The following is a 17,578-nucleotide window of genomic DNA, read 5'->3' on the forward strand; positions in this document are numbered from 1 at the left end:
TCATTCCGCCGCGATCAGCCCGGCTTTTGCGGCGGCGCGCTCGGCGTCCAGTTCGGCGGCCTTCTTTTCCACCAGTTCGACGATGTGATCGACCATGCCGGCGTTGTCCTGCTTGCCGGCGATCTTGCCGGCCAGATAGACCATGCCCGCCCCCTTGCCGCCGCCGGTGAAGCCGACGTCGGTGAACAGGGCCTCGCCCGGGCCGTTGACCACGCAGCCGATGATCGACAGCGACATCGGTGTGGTCACGTGGGCAAGCCGCTCCTCCAGCACGCCCACCGTCTCGATGACGTTGAAGCCCTGACGGGCGCACGACGGACAGGCGATGATGTTCACGCCCCGGTGACGCAGGCCCAGCGATTTGAGGATGTCGAACCCGACCTTGATCTCCTCGACCGGATCGGCCGCGAGACTGACCCGGATGGTGTCACCGATGCCGGACCACAGCATCATGCCCAGCCCGATCGAGGACTTGATGGTGCCGCTGCGCAGTGGCCCGGCCTCGGTCACCCCCAGGTGCAGCGGGCAGTCGATGACCTCGGCCAGCTGCTGATAGGCGGCCACGGTCAGGAAGGGGTCGGAGGCCTTCACCGAAATCTTGAACTCGTGGAAGTCGTGGTCCTGGAGGATACGGGCGTGGTCCAGGGCGGATTCGACCATCGCGTCGGGACAGGGCTCGCCGTACTTCTCCAGCAGGTGACGCTCCAGCGAGCCGGCGTTGACGCCGATGCGCATGGAGCAGCCGTGATCCTTGGCCGCCTGGATCACCTCGCGCACGCGGTCGGGGCTGCCGATGTTGCCGGGGTTGATCCTGAGACAGGCGGCCCCCGCCTCGGCCGCCTCGATGCCGCGCCGGTAGTGGAAGTGGATGTCGGCGACCAGCGGGACCTTGGCCTCGCGGGCGATGGTGCGAAAGGCGGCGGTGGACTCCTCGTCGGGGCAGGAGACGCGCACGATGTCGGCGCCGGCCTCCTCCAGCTGGCGGATCTGGTCGATCGTGGCCGCGGCATCCGTGGTCGGCGTATTGGTCATGGACTGGACAGTGATCGGCGCGCCGCCGCCCACCGGCACCTTGCCCACCATGATCTGACGGCTGTTACGACGCTCGATGTGGCGCCAGGGGCGGATGTGGCCGATGTCGGAGTGCGCGGTCATGATGCCCTCAACATAAGCCGATCCGCGTGGCCTTTCCACGACAGGCGCGAAACGGCGTCAATCCAGGGCGCGCGCCTCGTCCGCCAGCATGATCGGCACGCCGTCGCGGATCGGATAGGCCAGTTTGGCTCCGGCCGAGATCAGCTCCCCGGCCTCGCGGTCATAGGTCAGAGGTCCGCGTGTCACCGGACAGACCAGCACCTCCAGAAGGCGCGGATCGACCTCGGCGGGGGTGTTGAAGTCGTCACTCATGGCCGACCCTATTGCACGGATCGCGGCTCGTCGTCATCGGCCTCGGCGGCGTCGATGCGCATCAGGGCCGTAAGGCAATCGGCCCTGTCGATCAGACCAGGCTGTTCCAGCAGCAACTGCTTTTCCGCCGGCTCGAACGGCAGGGCCATCGAGAGGCTATTGATCAGGGCCTCGGTGGGAGCGTCCTCGGCTGTCTCCCAGTCGATTTCCAGCATGCGGCGATCCAGATAAGGGCGCAGGGCGTCGAAGAAGCCCTCGCGATCGAAGCCCTCGCCGTCGTCGGGGCCGCTCAGGTCGCCCTCGAACGGTTGGAAGCCCGCGCGCACCTGGCGATAGGGCGCCTGGCTGGGCAGTTCGGCCAGAACCGAGAACCGCGCCACCCCGGTCAGGGTGATCAGATAGCGACCGTCCGAGGACTCGGCGAAGCTGGTGATGCGGCCGGCGCAACCCACCGAGACCAGACCCGGCGCCTCGGGCGACCCGCCCTGGGTCTGGATCATGCCGATCATGCGGTCGCCGGCCATGGCGTCGTCGATCATGTTCAGATAGCGCGGTTCGAAGATGTTCAGCGGCAACTGCCCGCGCGGCAGCAGCAGCACGCCGTCCAGCGGGAAGATGGGAATGACCTGGGGCAGGTCGCCGGCGCGGATGTAGCCGTGGGCCATCAGGCGAACAGGATCGACGACAGGCGCCGACGTCCGTCGCGGGCGATGGGCGAGCCGGGGCCGGCGGCCTCGAACACGGTCAGAAGCTGCTTGCGCGCCGCCTGATCGTTCCAGTCGCGGTCGGCCTCGACGATCTTCAACAGATGATCGATCGCTGCCTCCAACTGGCCAGAGGCGGCGAGGGCCTCGGCCAGTTCGAACCGGGCCTGATGATCGCTCGGATCCGAAGACAGTCGGCTCTCGATCTGGGCCGTCTCGCCGGTCGGCCTGGCGCCCAGCGACAGCTTGGCGCGCACGGCGTTGACGGCAGGCTCCTTCGACGGATCCGGGGCCATGGCGATGGTCTGGCGCGCCTGTTCGACGTCGCCGCCGGCCAGATAGACCGAGGCCATGCCGGCGACGGCCTTTTGGTTATCGGGCTCCAGCTGCAGCACCTGGGCATAGGCCTGGGCCGCGCCGCCCCAGTCCTGAAGGCCCGCCGACTCCTCGGCCATGTCGAGCAGCTGATCGACGTCAGACGGGCCCTGCTCTCCACCTGCTTGCTTATCGATGAAGGCCTTCACCTGGCTCTCGGGCAGGGCGCCCTGGAAGCCATCGACCGGCTGGCCGTCCTTGAAGGCGTAGACGGTGGGAATCGACTGGACACGCAGCTGGCCCGCATAGGCCGGGTTCTCGTCGATGTTGATCTTGACCAGCTTGACCGCCCCGCGCGCGCCGCGAACAGCCTTTTCGATAGCCGGAGTCAGTTGGCGACACGGGCCGCACCACGGCGCCCAGAAGTCGACGATCACCGGCTGCTGGCGCGAGGCCTCGACCACGTCCTGCATGAAGCCGGCGTCGGTGCCGTCCTTGATCAGGTCTTCGGGTGTGGTGGTCGTATCGGCGAAGGTCATGGCGGCTCTTGATCGGTCGTGAATTGGGGAAACGCGATACCGCCCAGATGGTCGCGCGAACCGGATGTCGCAATCTCAGACGACGGCGCCGGCCTCGAAATCGACCACGATCGGCTGGCGGCCGATCTTGCTCAGGAAGCGGTCAAAGGCCTCCCGCCTCAGCGCGGTGGTGGCGGTGTTGGTTAGGGGGTGAAAGTTGACGACGTCGGCCTCGGCGAGGCGGCGGTCCAGCACGAAGGTCACGCGGCGGTCTGCGTCGTTGATCAGCCCCAGAGCCGTCACCGACCCCGGCCGCACGCCCAGAGTATCGAACAGCAGCGCTTCGGCGCCGAAAGACAGCCGGTCGGCGCCGATCACCCGGTGCAGGGACTTCAGGTCTATCACCGTGTCCTGGCGCGCGGAAACCAGCCACAGCCGGCCCTTCTTGTCCTTCAGGAACAGGTTCTTGGTGTGAACGCCGGGCATGGCGGCCTTCAGCTCCAGCCCCTCCTCGACGCGGAACACGGCGGGATGATCGAGGGTGGTCTGGTCGACGCCGCGCTCGGCCATCCAGGCCAGCAGGCGGTCGCGATCGAAGGCGGGCTCGGACATCCCATCCTTGGGAGCACCCGCCGCCCCGACGATCAAGGGGGGACATTCGATAAACATCGTCGATGGTCTTTGACGGGGCGATAGCAGCGGCCTATCAGCCAACCCCCACGATCGGAGCCTCGCCGTGCTGCCCACCCTGCGCCAGCTGCAGTATCTGAAACTGCTCGCCGAGCATGGCTCGTTCAGCCGCGCGGCCGAGGCGGCGCATGTCAGCCAGCCGGCCCTGAGCTCGGGCGTGCAGGAGCTGGAGAAGGTGCTGGGCGCTCCGGTGGTCGAGCGCACCCGGGGTCAGGTCCAGCTGACCGCCGTGGGCGCCGAGGCGGTCAAGCGCGCCGCAGACGTGCTGGCCCGCACCGAGGATCTGGTCGAGGCCGCGCGAAACGCCGGCAAGCCTCTGTCCGGCCGATTCCGGCTTGGCGTCATCCCGACGGTGGCGCCCTTCCTTTTGCCCGCCAAGCTCCCGGGCCTGACGGCGGCCCATCCCAAGCTGAGGCTGTTTTTGCGCGAGGACCTGACCCCCCGGCTGGTGGCGGCGCTGAAGGCGGGCACGCTGGACGCCGCCGTCATCGCCCTGCCCTACGACCTGTCGGGGCTGGAGAGCGCATCGATCGGCTCGGACGAGATCCTGGCCGCCGCCCCCGCCGGCCATCGGCTGGCGGTCGAGGGGGCGCTGGTCCCCGGCGCGCTCCGGGCCGACGATCTGATCCTGCTGGAAGACGGCCACTGCCTGCGCGACCAGGCCCTGGCCGCCTTCGACATCGATGCGCCGCGCGGCGAGGACGTCTTCGCCGCCACCAGCCTGCACACCTTGGTGCAGATGATCGGCTCGGGGCTCGGCGTCAGCTTCCTGCCCGAGATGGCGGTCAAGGCGGGTCTGGCCGACACGCCGTCGGTGGTGGTGCGGCGCCTGGAGGGCGCGGCCCCCCGGCGCGAGATCGTGGTCGCCTGGCGCTCCGGCTCCAGCCGCGCCAAGGAAGCCCGGATGCTGGCCGAGGCGCTGACGCTGGAATAGGCCGGAAACGTGCTGAAGCGAGGCCGGCGGTGGGCTCCGCCGGCCTCGTCGCGATCGCCGGCCGAGGCGCCAGGGTCCCCAACCTCGGGGGCGATCGTCGCCCCCTTGCCAATCAGGCGCCGGCGGCGGCCGGGGTCTGGGTCGGCGTCGCCTCGACCGAGGGTGCAGCGACGGGCGGGGCGGGGGGTGAGGCGTCAGCGGCCGGCGCCGCCACGGACGTCGCGGCCGGCGCTATAGGGGTCGGGGCGGGCGCGACGCCACACTGGCGGCCCTGATAGATGCCGCTGAGCAAGGTGCGCCGCTGGTCGGCGGTCTGGATTCGCTGGGCCTCGGCCTGGGCGCGCGCCTCGGCGCTGCGGCGAGCGGCGGCGCCGGCGGCGTTGGCGAACATGCCCAGGCCCGGAACGCGACCGAGCACGCCGGAGTGGAGCGCTGCGGTGAGGGCCACGCTGGTCGCGCCATCGGCCATCGCGCCCTGGCCGCGTGCGTTCTCGGCGTTTCGGGCGGAGACGCCGGAAATCTGCTCCATGCGGGCGATCTCGGCAGTCAGTTGATCGCAGGTCATGGCCGCGTCCGTGGGGTAGGACACGTGAAGTTGCGGTTCGGCCTGTCTCTGGGCGTGGGCGACGGTCGGCAGGGCCAGGGCCAGGGCGGCGCAGGCTGTCGTGATCGAGTTTCGGGTTTTCATCGGTTCGCCTCCTCAAGACGGTTCGCGCCGCCCCGAGATTTGGCGGAGCGGTGATCCATGAGGGACTTTGGTCCGGCGCGACGTCTCAGGCTTCATCCATTTGAATGAAGCCTGAGCGTTTCCGACCGGCTGGCGGTCAGTGAAGAACGGTGACCGATCCGGCGAGCAGCGCCGCCGCCTCGGCCTGACGCGAGCAGCCGGTCTTTTCCAGCACCCCGCGCAACTGGCTTCGCACGGTGGTGATCGCGACCCCGCCCTGTTCGGCGATCTCCTCGGCAGACTTGCCGGTGGCCAGTCCGCCGGCCACCCGCGCCTCGGACGGGGTGAAGTCGAACAGCGACCGCAACAGGTCGATCGAGGGTTCCCGCCCGGCCGCGACCGGGGTGATCAGCAGCAGCGCATAGCTCTGGCCGAAGACATCCTGGGCCGTGCGCCGCACCGGCATGACGTGAACGACCTTGACGGCGCGGCCCTCTCCGTCGCGCAGGGGAAACGACCGTGGCTCCGCGCCGGTGTTGATCGACGCCAGGGCGCCGGCCAGCTGGTCGTTGGCGCGTCGGTCGGTCAGGGAGACGCGGCCGTGGGCGGTGAACACGACATGGTCGCCCAGCGCCTCGATCATCGGACTGGCCTGGATCGCCCTGCCCCCGTCGCCCAGCAGCGCGGCGGGCAGTCCCAGGCCCTCCAGAATTTCGGCGGCGCCCTTGGCCCGTTGCTGGCCCAGCCGGGCCGTGACCAGGGCGCTGCGCGCCAGATGGGGACGCAGGGCGTTCAGGGCCTCGACCCGGTCCGGCTCGATGGGGCCGCGTTCGAAATCCCGCTCGACGGTGAAGACGATGTCGTCGCCGGTCGGAATCCTGAGGCCCGTGCCCGCCGACCAGCCCAGGCCACGCGGCCGAAAGAAGTCGCGATAGATCGGGTCCCGGTCGAGATCCTGATCGGTCCAGAAATCACGCTCGACGAAGAAGGAGGGCTGGGTCTGGCTCATAAGGCACAGACGCCGGCTGCAGCGCCGAAACCAGCCGTCGCCGACATAGGCGTCGAACACGGGGCGAAGAGTGTCTGACGCCGTCCAGTTCAGGGTCTGGCGCGCCGAGAACATCACCCCGCCCCGCGCCTGGGCCAGGGCGGCGAGGTCGTCCAGCACGTCGGGCCACAGCTCCGGCACGACGGAGCATTCATAGATGCGGTCGATCAAGGCGTCCGTCATGCCCGGCCCCCAGCTCGCCTCGACGAACCGTGGTTCGCGAGGTGCGATCGAGGTGACATGAAAGGCGTGACCCGGCAAGTGCCGGTCTCTCCGCCGCTCCCGGCCCGCCGCCCTCAGGTCCGACCTCCGATGCGCTGACCTAGGGTCCGTTCCCCACCCCCCACCGATGTGGGGAAATGTCCGCTGCCTGCGTGTCTGCCGAATGTCCGGTTGCCGGCATGGAGCCAATGACGGGACGCGACGCAAAGCAAACACTCAGGCTCGCGGTTAGGCTTCGGAGAATCGATGTCGAACACTCCAACCATCTCATGACGTTGGGGCTCGGGCTGCTCCGTCTAGCGTCTCAGGCACCTCACCCCTATTGGTAACCCGATGGACGACCAGAAATCGGCGCGGGCATTCGATCCCTACCTACTGTCAGGCGAGCGCATGCTGTGGGCAGGTCAGCCAAAACAGGGCTTGGCGTTCGCTGGCAAAGACGTCTTTCTCATTCCGTTCAGCCTCCTTTGGGGTGGATTTGCGATCTTCTGGAACGCTGCGGTCTGGTTTGTTCCATTTGGAGAAGATGGGGCCGGTTGGTTCTTCAAGCTTTGGGGGCTGCCGTTTCTCGTGATCGGCCTCTATTTCATCGCCGGACGCTTCCTTCATGACGCGCACATCCGGAAGCAGTTGGTCTACGCGGTCACCGACCAGCGCATTCTAACCCTCCGCCGATCTACGATCAGTTCAATGAAGATTGACCGGCTACCGCGCCTGGAGTTTTCCGAGCACCGTGATGGCACTGGGACTTTGACTTTTGGGTCCAGCAGCCAAATGGCGTTTCTGGCTATGAGCGGTCTGACTTGGTGGTTACCCCCAGCGGCATCTTCCACCCAGATGTTCCGCATCAAGAATGCACGAACAGTCTACAAGCTCATCCGAAAGGGCTCGCGTCCTCAAACGTGAAAGCGGCAGACATTGACAGTCAGACGACGACATAACCATCCATAGCAGCGGCTCAGAAAGTCTGCTTTCGGGTGGTCGACCGAATGTCCGGTTACCACTCGTCAGGTCGTGACCGGCCTCGACCCATAGGCGACATTCGTCACCTGTGCTCTCATGCGGGCATGACAATCAGCGAACTTACAGTAGCAGCTGCTTTTCTACTCCAGTTAGCGACGAGCGACCGGCCCGTCTTTCCAAGGAACGATGTCCTTGTCGCCTACGCCGATAACGAAACAGCCACAGCAGTCGGAAGCCCTCTTGCTCTGCCGAACAGTAGTCTCCGCCTGCACATTTATACCGTCCACCGAAATGGGCTGCCGCTATCCGCTGGGAGGACGCCAGCCTATAGCGACGAGTGGGTCGACATCGACTGTCGCGCAAGAACGCTTAGAGTATTTCAAGCCAGTTTTTTCCGACCAAACGCCGACACCTTGGAAGCGAGGAACGATCAAGCCCCCTTCGTCTCGGTGGCCGGTGAGCCTCTCCGTGAGCGTCAGTTAGAGACCACATGCGGGACGGCTGAGCGTCCGCGATACGCCGACTACTTCTTGTTCATGGAGGCCTACGGTTTGCACGATGGACGGACGCCTCGATCCTCACCTGGACCGCTTGTCCCGTAGGTCTCCTTTCCACCCGTTGCCGACTTACGTACCGTCCGCTCGTGAGCGGCGCCTGAAACAAAAAAGGCCGGCGGATCGCTCCGCCGGCCTTTCCGTATTCGCTCTGACCCGGCGGCCTATTCCGCCGCGTCGCCCCGCGCCAGGTTCCGCAGCACATAGGGCATCACGCCGCCGGCCTTGAAGTAGTCCAGCTCGGTCTGGTTATCGATGCGGCAGCGGACCGGGAAGCGGGCCATCTTGCCGTCGGACGGGCGGAACAGCTCGACCCACAGCTCCTGGCGCGGCTTCAGCTTGCCGGTGTTGACGTCCGACAGGCCGCGGATGGTGACGATCTCCTCGCCGGTCAGACCCAGGCGGTTCCAGCCGTCCGATTTGAACTGCAGCGGGACCACGCCCATGCCGATCAGGTTGGAGCGGTGGATGCGCTCGTAGCTCTCGGCGATGACCGCGCGCACGCCTAGCAGGCGGGTGCCCTTGGCCGCCCAGTCGCGCGACGAGCCGGTGCCGTATTCCTTGCCGGCGAAGACCACCAGCGGACGCCCCTCGGCCTGGTACCGCATGGCCGCGTCGTAGATCGACATGGTGTCGCCCGACGGGAAGTGCTTGGTCACCCCGCCCTCGATGTCGGGCGTCATGCGGTTGCGGATGCGGATGTTGGCGAAGGTGCCGCGCATCATGACTTCGTGGTTGCCGCGGCGGGCGCCGTAGGAGTTGAAGTCCAGCGGATCGACGCCGTGGTTGGTCAGATAGACGCCTGCGGGCGAGGCCTTCTTGATCGAACCGGCCGGAGAGATGTGGTCGGTGGTGATCGAGTCGCCGAAGATCCCCAGAATGCGCGCCTCGGTGACATCGGCGACCGGGGTCGGCTCCATCGACAGACCCTCGAAATAGGGCGGGTTCTGCACATAGGTGGAGCTGTCGTCCCAGGCGTAGGTCTGGCCGCCCTCGACGGCGATGCCCTGCCAGTGCTCGTCGCCCTTGAAGACGTCGGCGTAGCGTTTGGCGAACATCTTGGGCGTGACCGCCTTGCGCTGGATGTCGGCGATTTCCTGATTGGTCGGCCAGATGTCCTTGAGGAAGACGTCCTTGCCCTTCTTGTCCTGACCGATCGGCTGGGTGGTGATGTCGATCCGCATCGATCCGGCCAGGGCGTAGGCCACCACCAACGGCGGCGAGGCCAGGTAGTTGGCCTGGACGTCCGGGTTCACCCGGCCCTCGAAGTTGCGGTTGCCCGAAAGCACGCTGGCCGCGACCACGCCGTTCTCATTGATGGCCTTCGAGATCGCCGGGTCCAGCGGGCCCGAGTTGCCGATGCAGGTGGTGCAGCCATAGCCGACCAGGTTGAAGCCGAGCGCGTCCAGGTCCGCCTGCAGGCCGGCGTCGGTCAGATAGTCGGTGACCACCTGCGAGCCCGGGGCCAGGGAGGTCTTGACCCAGGGCTTGGGCTTCAGGCCCAGCGCATGGGCCTTGCGCGCCACCAGGCCCGCGGCGATCAGCACTGAGGGGTTGGAGGTGTTGGTGCAGCTGGTGATGGCGGCGATCACCACATCGCCGTCGCCGAGGTCGAACTTTTCGCCGTCCACCTTGGCGCGGGCCGCGTCGGTGGGGCGCGAGAAGACATCGGCCAGGGCCGTCTCGAACGAGGGCGCGGCGGTGGTCAGCTCGACCCGGTCCTGGGGACGCTTGGGTCCGGCCAGGGACGGGACGACCGTCGCCAGGTCCAGTTCCAGCACGTCGGTGAACACCGGATCCTCCGACGTCTCATCGACCCAAAGCCCTTGAGCCTTGGCATAGGCCTCGACCAGCTGGACGCGCGCCTTGTCGCGGCCGGTGGCCGTCAGATAGGCCAGGGTCGCGGCCGAGACCGGGAAGAAGCCGCAGGTGGCGCCGTACTCCGGGGCCATGTTGGCGATGGTGGCCTGGTCCTCGATGGTCAGGGACGTCAGGGCGTCGCCGAAGAACTCCACGAACTTGCCGACCACGCCCTTCTTGCGCAGCATCTGGGTGACGGTCAGCACCATGTCGGTGGCGGTGGCCCCCTCGGGCAGGCGGCCGGTCAGGCGGAAGCCGATGACCTCGGGGATCAGCATGGGGATCGGCTGGCCCAGCATGGCCGCCTCGGCCTCGATGCCGCCCACACCCCAGCCCAGAACGGCCAGGCCGTTGATCATGGTGGTGTGGCTGTCGGTGCCGACCACGGTGTCGGGATAGGCGACGGTCTTCTTGCCTTCGGTCCCCGTCCAGACCGTCTGGCCCAGATGCTCCAGATTAACCTGGTGGCAGATGCCGGTGCCGGGCGGCACCACACGGAAGTTGTTGAAGGCCGACGAGCCCCAGCGCAGGAACTTGTAGCGCTCCATGTTGCGCTCGTACTCGCGCTCGACGTTCTGGACGAAGGCGCCGGGCGTGCCGAAATGGTCGACCATGACCGAGTGGTCGATCACCAGATCGACGGGGCTCAGCGGATTGATCTTGGTGGCGTCGGCGCCCAGCTTGGCCATCGCGTCGCGCATCGCGGCAAGATCGACCACCGCCGGAACGCCGGTGAAATCCTGCATCAACACGCGCGCGGGGCGGAAGGCGATCTCGTGCTCAACCGAGCCCTTGTTCTCGACCCAGGCAGCCACGGCCCTGAGATCGGCCTCGGTGACGGAGACGCCGTCCTCGTTGCGCAGCAGGTTCTCCAGCAGCACCTTCATGGAGCGCGGCAGGCGGGAAATCCCGGCCAGCCCGGCTTCCTCGGCGGCGGGAAGGCTGTAATAGGCGTACTTCTTGCGCCCGACGGAGAGATCCTGACGGGTCTTGAGGCTGTCAATCGACGGCATGGGGGAGTCCTCTGGTCAACGCCGCCCGACAATCCGGTTGCGCCATCGCGCGGTCTGCCCCGGGGCGCACAGGTCCCAAGGGCGCGCGGCGAAGGCCTGCTGCGGCGAGCCCGGATATAGCGACGCTGGGTCGCGGCGTCCATGTATCCACGTCGTCGACAGGGACATTGCGAAGGGTTCGCACTTCCCTCCCCGTTCGCAGGGGAAGGTGGGCCGCGAAGCGGGTCGGATGGGGGGGCTGGTCGAGCGGGGCGGGCTGCCTTCGATCGCGCGTTGTCGCAACCACTGGCGGATACACCCCCCATCCGTCTCGCTTCGCGCGCCACCTTGCCCCGCAGGGGGGGAAGGCATGTTGAGCGTAACCGGTCTTTCCCTGTCGCGCGGCGAGCGCGTGCTGTTTCGAGACCTGTCGCTGGCGCTGGACGCAGGCCAGGCCGTCGCCCTGACCGGCGCCAATGGAGCGGGCAAGACCTCGCTGCTGCGCGCCATCGCCGGATTTCTGCGCCCCGACGCCGGGACCATCGCCGTCGACGGCCAGCCGCCGGCCGAGGCGCGGGATCGGCTGCATTTTCTGGGTCATCAGGACGGTCTGAAGGGCCAGCGCCTGACCGGTAACGAACTGGACTTCCAGGCCCGCTGGCTGGGGGCGGACGCGGCCGGGACTGCGCACGCCATCCAGACGCTGGGCCTCGACCCCTTGCTCGATCTCGAGACGCGCAAGCTGTCGGCGGGCCAGCGCCGCCGCCTGGCCCTGGCCCGGCTGATCGCGGCGCCCCGGCCCCTGTGGCTGATGGACGAGCCGTTCGCTCCGCTGGACGCCGGCTGGCGCGAGGCCCTGGGCCGACTGATGGCCGAGCATCTGGTGGGCGGCGGCGCCATCCTCGCGGCCGTTCACGATCCGCTGCCGATCCCGGCCGCGGCGCTCGATCTGGGCGGCCTGTCGTGAGCGCGGCCGCTCTCCTGTTCCGGCGTGAGCTGGCCCTCAGCTGGGGCGGGGGCGGCGGCCCGCTGGTGGCGGTCGGCTTCCTGGCCACCCTGACCACCCTGATCCCGCTGGCGGCCGGCGCCGATCCGACGCGGCTGGCGCCGCTGGCCGCCGCCGTCGCCTGGGTCGCCCTGGCCCTGGCCAGCCTGCTCAGCCTCGAGCGCCTGTTCGAGCGGGATCACGAGGACGGCGCCCTGGACCTGTTGGCTCTGGGCCCCTTGCCGCTGGAGGCGGTGTGCGCGCTCAAGGCCCTGGCTCACTGGGTCGGCACCGGCCTGCCGCTGGCCCTCGCCGCGCCCGTCGCGGCGCTGGCGCTAGGCCTGGCGCCGAGCCTTGCGCCGCTGGCGCTCGTGGCCGGCCTGCTCGGCGGCCTGGGGTTCAGCTTCATCGGGGCCCTAGGCGCGGCCCTTGCCCTGGGCGCGCGGCGCGGCGGGCTTCTGATCGCGGCGGTGGTGCTGCCGCTGTTCATCCCGCCGGTGATTTTCGGCGGCGGCGCCCTGGCCCGCGCCGCCGACGGCCAGTCCCCGCTCCAGGCGCTGGCGCTGCTGGCCGCCTACGCCCTGTTCGCCGCCGCCGTCAGCCCGCTGGCCGCTGCGGCGGCAGTGCGCAACGCTCAATCATGAGGCGCGGCGTCGCGTCTCTGGTCAGCGACCGCCGGGAGTTCTAAGGAGCCCGCCATGTTCGGCCTCGCCAATCCGGATCGGTTCATGCGGGTCACGCGCCCGCTGGTTCCGCTCGCCTGGGGCGCGGCGGCGATCCTGCTTGCGGTCGGCGTCTGGCTCAGCTTCTCGGCGCCCGAGGACTATCAGCAGGGCTCGACCGTGCGGATCATGTTCATCCACGTGCCGGCGGCGACCCTGGGGCTCGGCGCCTATCTGGCGCTCGGCGTATCCAGCTTCTTCGCCCTGGTGTTTCGCCATGCGTTGGCGGACGCCGCGGCCCGAGCCGCGGCCCTGCCGGGGGCGATGTTCACATCCCTGGCGCTGATCACGGGCGCCCTGTGGGGCCAGCCGATGTGGGGGACGTGGTGGGTGTGGGACGCGCGCCTGACCTCGGTGCTGGTGCTGTTCCTGTTCTACCTCGGCTACATGGCCCTGCGGGCCTCGATCGACGACGAGCAAAAGGCGGCGCGGGCCGCGGCGGTGCTGGGCCTGGTCGGGCTGGTCAATCTGCCGATCGTCAAGTTCTCGGTCGACTGGTGGAACACCCTGCATCAGCCGGCCTCGCTGATCCGTTCGGGCGGGACCTCGGTCGACCCTGCCTTCCTGCCGGCCCTCCTGACCATGATGGCGGCCTATGGCGCGCTGTTTCTGGCGGTGTGGGTGACCGCCATCCGCACCGAGGTGACGCGCCGGCGCGTTCTGACCCTGCGCCAGCGCCGGGCGGCCATGGCGTGACCGGCCTGACCTTGGACATGGGCCAGTACGCCGCCTTCGTCTGGCCGGCCTGGGGCGCGAGCCTGCTCGGCCTGGCCTTCGTCGTCGTGCGCACCCTCATGGCCGCGCGCCGTTGGTCCAGGGCGCTGAAAGACGAGGCCAAACGGTGACGCGCCCGGACAGCCCCAATGGGGATCGCACCATCGGCGTGAGAAAGGCTCTGTTCCTGCTGCCTCTCGCCGTGCTGGTCGCCCTCGCCGCCGTCTTCGCCTTCTGGGCGCTCCAGCGCGACACCGCCGAGCATCGCCCCGACGCCCTGATCGGACAGCCGATCCCCGAGACGCTGCTGCCGCTGCTGTCGGGCGAGGGCGAACTGGACCTCAAGACCGCCGCGGTCGGTCGACCGATGGTGATCAATGTCTTCGCCAGCTGGTGCGCGCCGTGCCGGATCGAACACCCGCAGCTGATGGCGCTCCAGGCTCGGGGCGTCCGCGTCGTCGGGATCGCCTACAAGGACGAGCCCGAGAACACCCGCGCCTTTCTGGAGGAACTGGGCGACCCCTTCGCCCTGGTGATGGTCGACCGCGAGGGCCGGGCGGGGCTCGATCTGGGCATTTCGGGCGTGCCCGAGAGCTTCGCGGTCGACGCCCAGGGAATCGTCGTCGGAAAGATCTCCGGCCCCATCAACGACCAGACCGATCTGGAGCGGCTGATCGCGCCGCTGGATACGCCCCGGCGCCCCTGATCGCGCGCGTTAACCCATGATCGTCCAGTTGGCGTTAACCATGATCGCATGATGCCGATTCGCCCGTCTTCCGTTGGCATACCCAACCCCCTGGCCCAGACGCCGGGAGCCCTGACGGCCCAGGGAATCGAGGCGCGCCAGGCCTTTTTCCGCGCCGCTCTGGAGGCCGCCAAGGCGCCGCAGGCTCCGGCACGCGCCGAGCCGATGTCGGTGACCGCCACCGCTCGATCGGCGGCGATGGACGAGACGCGTCATGCCGAGCGCGCAGACGCGCCCGGCCGGCCCGGCCGTCTGCTCGACATTCGCGTCTGACGCCATCGTCATCCGTCGCAAGGGAACGGTTCCGCTGCCCTAGCGCTGGTTTTCCATGCCCATGAACAGCGTGGAAGGAGCCGGCCATGGCCTATGCCCGAGCCTATGAGAAACATCTGACGGCCGAGGAGCGGGGCCTGGTCGCCCAGACCCGCCGCCCCGAGATCACTGAACTGAAGGACGCCGAGCTGCGCAAGGTGGTCAAACAGCTGCGCGAACGACGCGACCGTGCCCGCGACACCGCCCAGGATCGCCGCCGCGCCAAGGCCCAGTCCGGCGGCGGTCGAGGAGCCGGCGCCGATGCGGAGGGCCCCGGCGCCCAGAAGCGGCGCGGAGCTCTGGTCGCGGCCGTCAAGCGCGGCAACAGGGAGCTGGAGCGGCGTCGCGGCATCGTCCGCGCCGACACCGCCAGTCGAAACCTGCGTCAGGCGCTGCGCCGCAAGAGCAACCGTTCACTGGAGGGCGTGCCGGACTCGCGCACGGCCGGCCGTGGGATGGCTGATCAACCCAACACCAAGATCGCCCCGTCCGGCGCGCTGTCGGCCGAAGGTGCCAAGCCCGCCCTGAAACGCTCGCGCGAGCGTTAGGCCTCGGCCTTCTTGCCAGTCTTCTTGGCTCGCTTGGCGGCCCTGGCGGCCAGGCGAGCCTCGGCCTTTTCGGCGGCGTCGGAGGCGGCCAGATCGGTGAGGATCGCGACGAACTTCTCGCGCCGCGCCTTGGGCAGGGCCGCCAGGAAGCGCTTATCGGCGGCGGCCACCGCAGGGCGGACCTGATCCAGCACCGCCCTGCCCTCTTCCGACAGGGTCACCGAGCGAGCCCGGCCGTCCGAATCGGATCGTTCGCGCACCAGCCAGCCCCGCGTGGTCATCCGCGCCGCCAGCTCCGCCAGGGTCGAGCGATCGATGCCGGTGATGCGCACAAGCTCCGCCTGGCTGAGACCGCCGGCCTCGGTGGCCTGGGCGGCGGCTTCCAGAAGTACGTACTGGCGATGAGTCGGAGCGTCCGCGCCGGCCTCGGCGGCGTAGGCCTCCAGCATCCGCTGCAGCGCCCGGTGCATCAGGTGGCCCGGCGAACCGTCCAGCCCTTCCTGTTTCCTGGACCGCGTCTTGTCGCCCTTGACCATACCGACCCCGCTCCGTTCACGGCGCAGCTAGCAGCCCGGCGTTGCGGTTTGACGACAGCGCGTCAGAAGCCGACGCGCGGCGTCTTCAGGCGGCGCTTGTTGACGTGGCTCTCGGGCGCCGTTCCCAACGCCTCGGGCAGCTCGCCCTTGAAATAGTAGCGTTGCCACGCCTCCTTGGCGGCGTCGGGCTCACCGGAGGCCAACCGCTTGTTGAAGTCGGTGCGCTGACGGTTCCAGGCGTCGAACTGGCCATGCATCACCGGGTCGGATTCGAGCGGCTTGATCACCGGCTGGAAGGCCTCGACCTTCCTATGTTCGACCAAGCTGATGAAGCAGAAGGGTTCGCCCTTCTCGAACTTGATCCGTCCCGGCCGGGTGAAAATCCAGTTCATGGTGAAGGGGAAGGGCAGCCAGTCTGTCTCGATCAGACCGACGAGCGGCTGGATGCCGTCCTTGACGTGATTGGGCGAGCCTGAGGCCATCATCCCCCAGCCCGGCGGCGTGCGGAACAGATACTGCGGGTGCATCGTCAGCACGCCTCGCGAGAAGTGCGAGGTGACGAAATGCGCAAAGTCCGGATGCGGCCGATCCGGATGCAGGGTGATGTCGGCCTGGCTTGGTCCGCCGTTCCATTCGGCCGAGAACCCCATGGGGCACAGCAGCTCCCACCCCGTGGTGTTGGCCATGTTCAGCGGCAGGCAGCGATAGGGATGCCGGCTGGCGAAGGCGTCCATCCAGTTGCGCGTCTGGCGGCCGGGGATCATGTCCGGCGGCCGCGGCGTCATGGGGAAGCACTCGAGTTCCATCGCGGGACCTGGCGTGAAGGGAAGACCGCCCGCTGTTTAGGCCAAGGCGGGCGGCCTCGTCAGCCCCATTGTCAGGCCATTTCGACGGCCATGGCCACGGCTTCGCCGCCGCCGATGCACAGCGAGGCAACGCCCTTCCTGCCGCCGCGCGCCTGAAGCGCGCCCAGCAGGGTGCACAGCACCCGCGCCCCCGAGGCGCCGATGGGATGACCCAGGGCCGTGGCGCCGCCGTTGACGTTCATCTTGGCGTGGTCGAGGCCCAGATCCTTCATGGCGATCATGGCCACGGCGGCGAAGGCCTCGTTGACCTCCCACAGATCGACATCCTCGACCGACCAGCCGGCCTTGTTCAGCGCCTTCTGCATGGCGGGCACCGGGGCGGTGGTGAACTGGCCCGGCTCTTGGGCGTGGGCGGCATGAGCGACGACGCGGGCGACGATCGGCAGGCCCAGGGCCTTGGCCGTGCTTTCGCGCGTCATCACCAGGGCGGCGGCGCCGTCCGAGATCGACGAAGCGTTGGCGGCCGTGATGGTCCCGTCCTTGGAAAAGGCAGGCTTCAAGGTCGGGATTTTGTCCGGGTTTGCCTTCAGTGGCTGTTCGTCCTGACTGACGGTTTCGACCCCCTTGCGTCCCTTGACCTCGACGGGCGCGATCTCGGCCTCGAAGGCGCCGGATTCGATGGCGGTGCGGGCGCGGCTCAGGCTCTCGATGGCGTATTCGTCCATGGCTTCGCGGGTGAACTGATAGTCGCGGGCCGAGTCCTCGGCGAACGATCCCATCAGCTTGCCGTGATCGTAGGCGTCCTCCAGCCCGTCCAGGAACATCGAGTCCTTGATGGCGTCGTGGCCGATGCGGGCTCCGCCCCGGTGCTTGGCCAGGAGGTAGGGCGCACCGGTCATGGACTCCATGCCGCCGGCGACAATCACCTCCGCCGTCCCTGCCTTCAGCGCGTCATGCGCCATCATCGCGGCCTGCAGGCCCGAGCCGCACATCTTATTGACGGTGACCGCCTCGACCGAGCGCGGCAGGCCGGCGCCGAGCGCCGCCTGGCGGGCGGGCGCCTGACCCAGGCCCGCGGGCAGGACGCAACCCATGTAGATCTGCTCGACCTTGTCAGGGTCCAGTCCGGCCCGCTCGACCGCCGCCTTCACCGCCGTCGCGCCCAGCTCGGTGGCCTTCACCGAGGCGAACACGCCCTGGAAGCCGCCCATGGGGGTGCGGGCGAAGGAGCAGATGACGACGGGGTCGGTGCTGGCGTCGGTCATGAGGCGGTCTCTTGGGCGGCTGAAGGGCTAGGGCCGCTAGATCGTGCCTCCCGTCCGCGAAGGCAAGCCGG

The 17,578-nt window shown here is 68.4% G+C and carries 20 protein-coding genes; 9 read left to right on the forward strand and 11 right to left on the reverse strand.

The window, feature by feature from the left end:
* The 5 genes from ispG to EES48_RS13160 form a co-directional block, all read right to left on the reverse strand.
* The gene (gene ispG / locus EES48_RS13140) at positions 1-1,155 is read right to left on the reverse strand and encodes a flavodoxin-dependent (E)-4-hydroxy-3-methylbut-2-enyl-diphosphate synthase (RefSeq protein WP_122468008.1); all 1,155 of its coding nucleotides are present in this window, start codon (positions 1,153-1,155) and stop codon (positions 1-3) included.
* A gap of 57 nt (positions 1,156-1,212) precedes the next feature.
* A complete protein-coding gene (locus tag EES48_RS13145; RefSeq protein ID WP_122468010.1) occupies positions 1,213-1,407 on the reverse strand; it encodes a Trm112 family protein in 195 nt (64 codons plus the stop codon).
* A gap of 8 nt (positions 1,408-1,415) precedes the next feature.
* Positions 1,416-2,072: an LON peptidase substrate-binding domain-containing protein gene (locus tag EES48_RS13150; protein WP_122468013.1), complete on the reverse strand. Its 657-nt coding sequence runs from the start codon at positions 2,070-2,072 to the stop codon at positions 1,416-1,418.
* Positions 2,072-2,965 carry a thioredoxin gene (gene trxA / locus EES48_RS13155; protein WP_122468015.1) on the reverse strand — a complete coding sequence of 298 codons (894 nt, stop codon included), beginning with the start codon at positions 2,963-2,965 and terminating at the stop codon, positions 2,072-2,074. Before trxA ends, EES48_RS13150 begins: the two co-directional genes overlap by 1 nt.
* A 75-nt stretch (positions 2,966-3,040) precedes the next feature.
* A complete protein-coding gene (locus tag EES48_RS13160) occupies positions 3,041-3,556 on the reverse strand; it encodes a prolyl-tRNA synthetase associated domain-containing protein (protein ID WP_122468253.1) in 516 nt (171 codons plus the stop codon).
* A gap of 124 nt (positions 3,557-3,680) precedes the next feature.
* Between EES48_RS13160 and EES48_RS13165 the strand changes: the two genes are divergently transcribed.
* Positions 3,681-4,568 carry a hydrogen peroxide-inducible genes activator gene (locus EES48_RS13165; protein ID WP_122468017.1) on the forward strand — a complete coding sequence of 296 codons (888 nt, stop codon included), beginning with the start codon at positions 3,681-3,683 and terminating at the stop codon, positions 4,566-4,568.
* 112 nt (positions 4,569-4,680) lie between these two features.
* On the opposite strand, the gene EES48_RS13170 is transcribed toward EES48_RS13165, so the two are convergent.
* Both EES48_RS13170 and EES48_RS13175 read right to left on the reverse strand, forming a co-directional pair.
* Positions 4,681-5,256 carry a hypothetical protein gene (locus EES48_RS13170; RefSeq protein ID WP_122468020.1) on the reverse strand — a complete coding sequence of 192 codons (576 nt, stop codon included), beginning with the start codon at positions 5,254-5,256 and terminating at the stop codon, positions 4,681-4,683.
* 136 nt (positions 5,257-5,392) lie between these two features.
* Complete coding sequence (locus tag EES48_RS13175; RefSeq protein ID WP_122468023.1) at positions 5,393-6,466, reverse strand: helix-turn-helix transcriptional regulator; 1,074 nt, start codon at positions 6,464-6,466, stop codon at positions 5,393-5,395.
* Between the two features lie 372 nt (positions 6,467-6,838).
* On the opposite strand from EES48_RS13175, the gene EES48_RS13180 reads away from it, so the two are divergent.
* The gene (locus EES48_RS13180) at positions 6,839-7,411 is read left to right on the forward strand and encodes a PH domain-containing protein (RefSeq protein WP_122468026.1); all 573 of its coding nucleotides are present in this window, start codon (positions 6,839-6,841) and stop codon (positions 7,409-7,411) included.
* A gap of 775 nt (positions 7,412-8,186) precedes the next feature.
* Here the strand turns inward: EES48_RS13180 and acnA are convergent.
* Positions 8,187-10,895 (reverse strand): aconitate hydratase AcnA, encoded by a 2,709-nt coding sequence (gene acnA / locus EES48_RS13185; RefSeq protein ID WP_122468029.1) that lies wholly within the window; start codon positions 10,893-10,895, stop codon positions 8,187-8,189.
* A gap of 349 nt (positions 10,896-11,244) precedes the next feature.
* Between acnA and ccmA the strand changes: the two genes are divergently transcribed.
* The 7 genes from ccmA (at position 11,245) to EES48_RS13220 (ending at position 14,900) form a co-directional block, all read left to right on the forward strand.
* Positions 11,245-11,841 (forward strand): heme ABC exporter ATP-binding protein CcmA, encoded by a 597-nt coding sequence (gene ccmA, locus EES48_RS13190; RefSeq protein WP_122468032.1) that lies wholly within the window; start codon positions 11,245-11,247, stop codon positions 11,839-11,841.
* Entirely contained in the window at positions 11,838-12,503 is a 666-nt protein-coding gene (gene ccmB, locus EES48_RS13195) for a heme exporter protein CcmB (protein WP_122468035.1), read from the forward strand. Before ccmA ends, ccmB begins: the two co-directional genes overlap by 4 nt.
* A 54-nt stretch (positions 12,504-12,557) precedes the next feature.
* Positions 12,558-13,277 carry a heme ABC transporter permease gene (locus tag EES48_RS13200; RefSeq protein WP_122468039.1) on the forward strand — a complete coding sequence of 240 codons (720 nt, stop codon included), beginning with the start codon at positions 12,558-12,560 and terminating at the stop codon, positions 13,275-13,277.
* A complete protein-coding gene (ccmD, locus tag EES48_RS13205; RefSeq protein WP_240623363.1) occupies positions 13,274-13,426 on the forward strand; it encodes a heme exporter protein CcmD in 153 nt (50 codons plus the stop codon). Before EES48_RS13200 ends, ccmD begins: the two co-directional genes overlap by 4 nt.
* 38 nt (positions 13,427-13,464) lie before the next feature.
* Positions 13,465-14,001, forward strand: coding sequence for a DsbE family thiol:disulfide interchange protein (locus EES48_RS13210; protein ID WP_122468260.1), 537 nt, complete (start codon positions 13,465-13,467; stop codon positions 13,999-14,001).
* Positions 14,002-14,049: 48 nt separating this feature from the next.
* Positions 14,050-14,313 carry a hypothetical protein gene (locus EES48_RS13215; protein ID WP_122468042.1) on the forward strand — a complete coding sequence of 88 codons (264 nt, stop codon included), beginning with the start codon at positions 14,050-14,052 and terminating at the stop codon, positions 14,311-14,313.
* A gap of 86 nt (positions 14,314-14,399) precedes the next feature.
* Positions 14,400-14,900: a hypothetical protein gene (locus EES48_RS13220; RefSeq protein ID WP_122468046.1), complete on the forward strand. Its 501-nt coding sequence runs from the start codon at positions 14,400-14,402 to the stop codon at positions 14,898-14,900.
* Here EES48_RS13220 and EES48_RS13225 read toward each other — a convergent pair.
* The 3 genes from EES48_RS13225 to EES48_RS13235 form a co-directional block, all read right to left on the reverse strand.
* On the reverse strand, positions 14,897-15,436 hold the full coding sequence (locus EES48_RS13225; protein ID WP_122468049.1) for a MarR family winged helix-turn-helix transcriptional regulator: 540 nt from the start codon (positions 15,434-15,436) through the stop codon (positions 14,897-14,899). The genes EES48_RS13220 and EES48_RS13225 overlap by 4 nt on opposite strands.
* 62 nt (positions 15,437-15,498) lie before the next feature.
* Positions 15,499-16,242, reverse strand: coding sequence for a DUF6065 family protein (locus EES48_RS13230; RefSeq protein WP_122468052.1), 744 nt, complete (start codon positions 16,240-16,242; stop codon positions 15,499-15,501).
* Between the two features lie 71 nt (positions 16,243-16,313).
* Complete coding sequence (locus tag EES48_RS13235; protein ID WP_122468055.1) at positions 16,314-17,507, reverse strand: acetyl-CoA C-acyltransferase; 1,194 nt, start codon at positions 17,505-17,507, stop codon at positions 16,314-16,316.
* Positions 17,508-17,578 lie beyond the last annotated feature (71 nt).

It is taken from the genome of Brevundimonas lutea (assembly GCF_003704105.1).
Taxonomy (GTDB): domain Bacteria; phylum Pseudomonadota; class Alphaproteobacteria; order Caulobacterales; family Caulobacteraceae; genus Brevundimonas; species Brevundimonas lutea.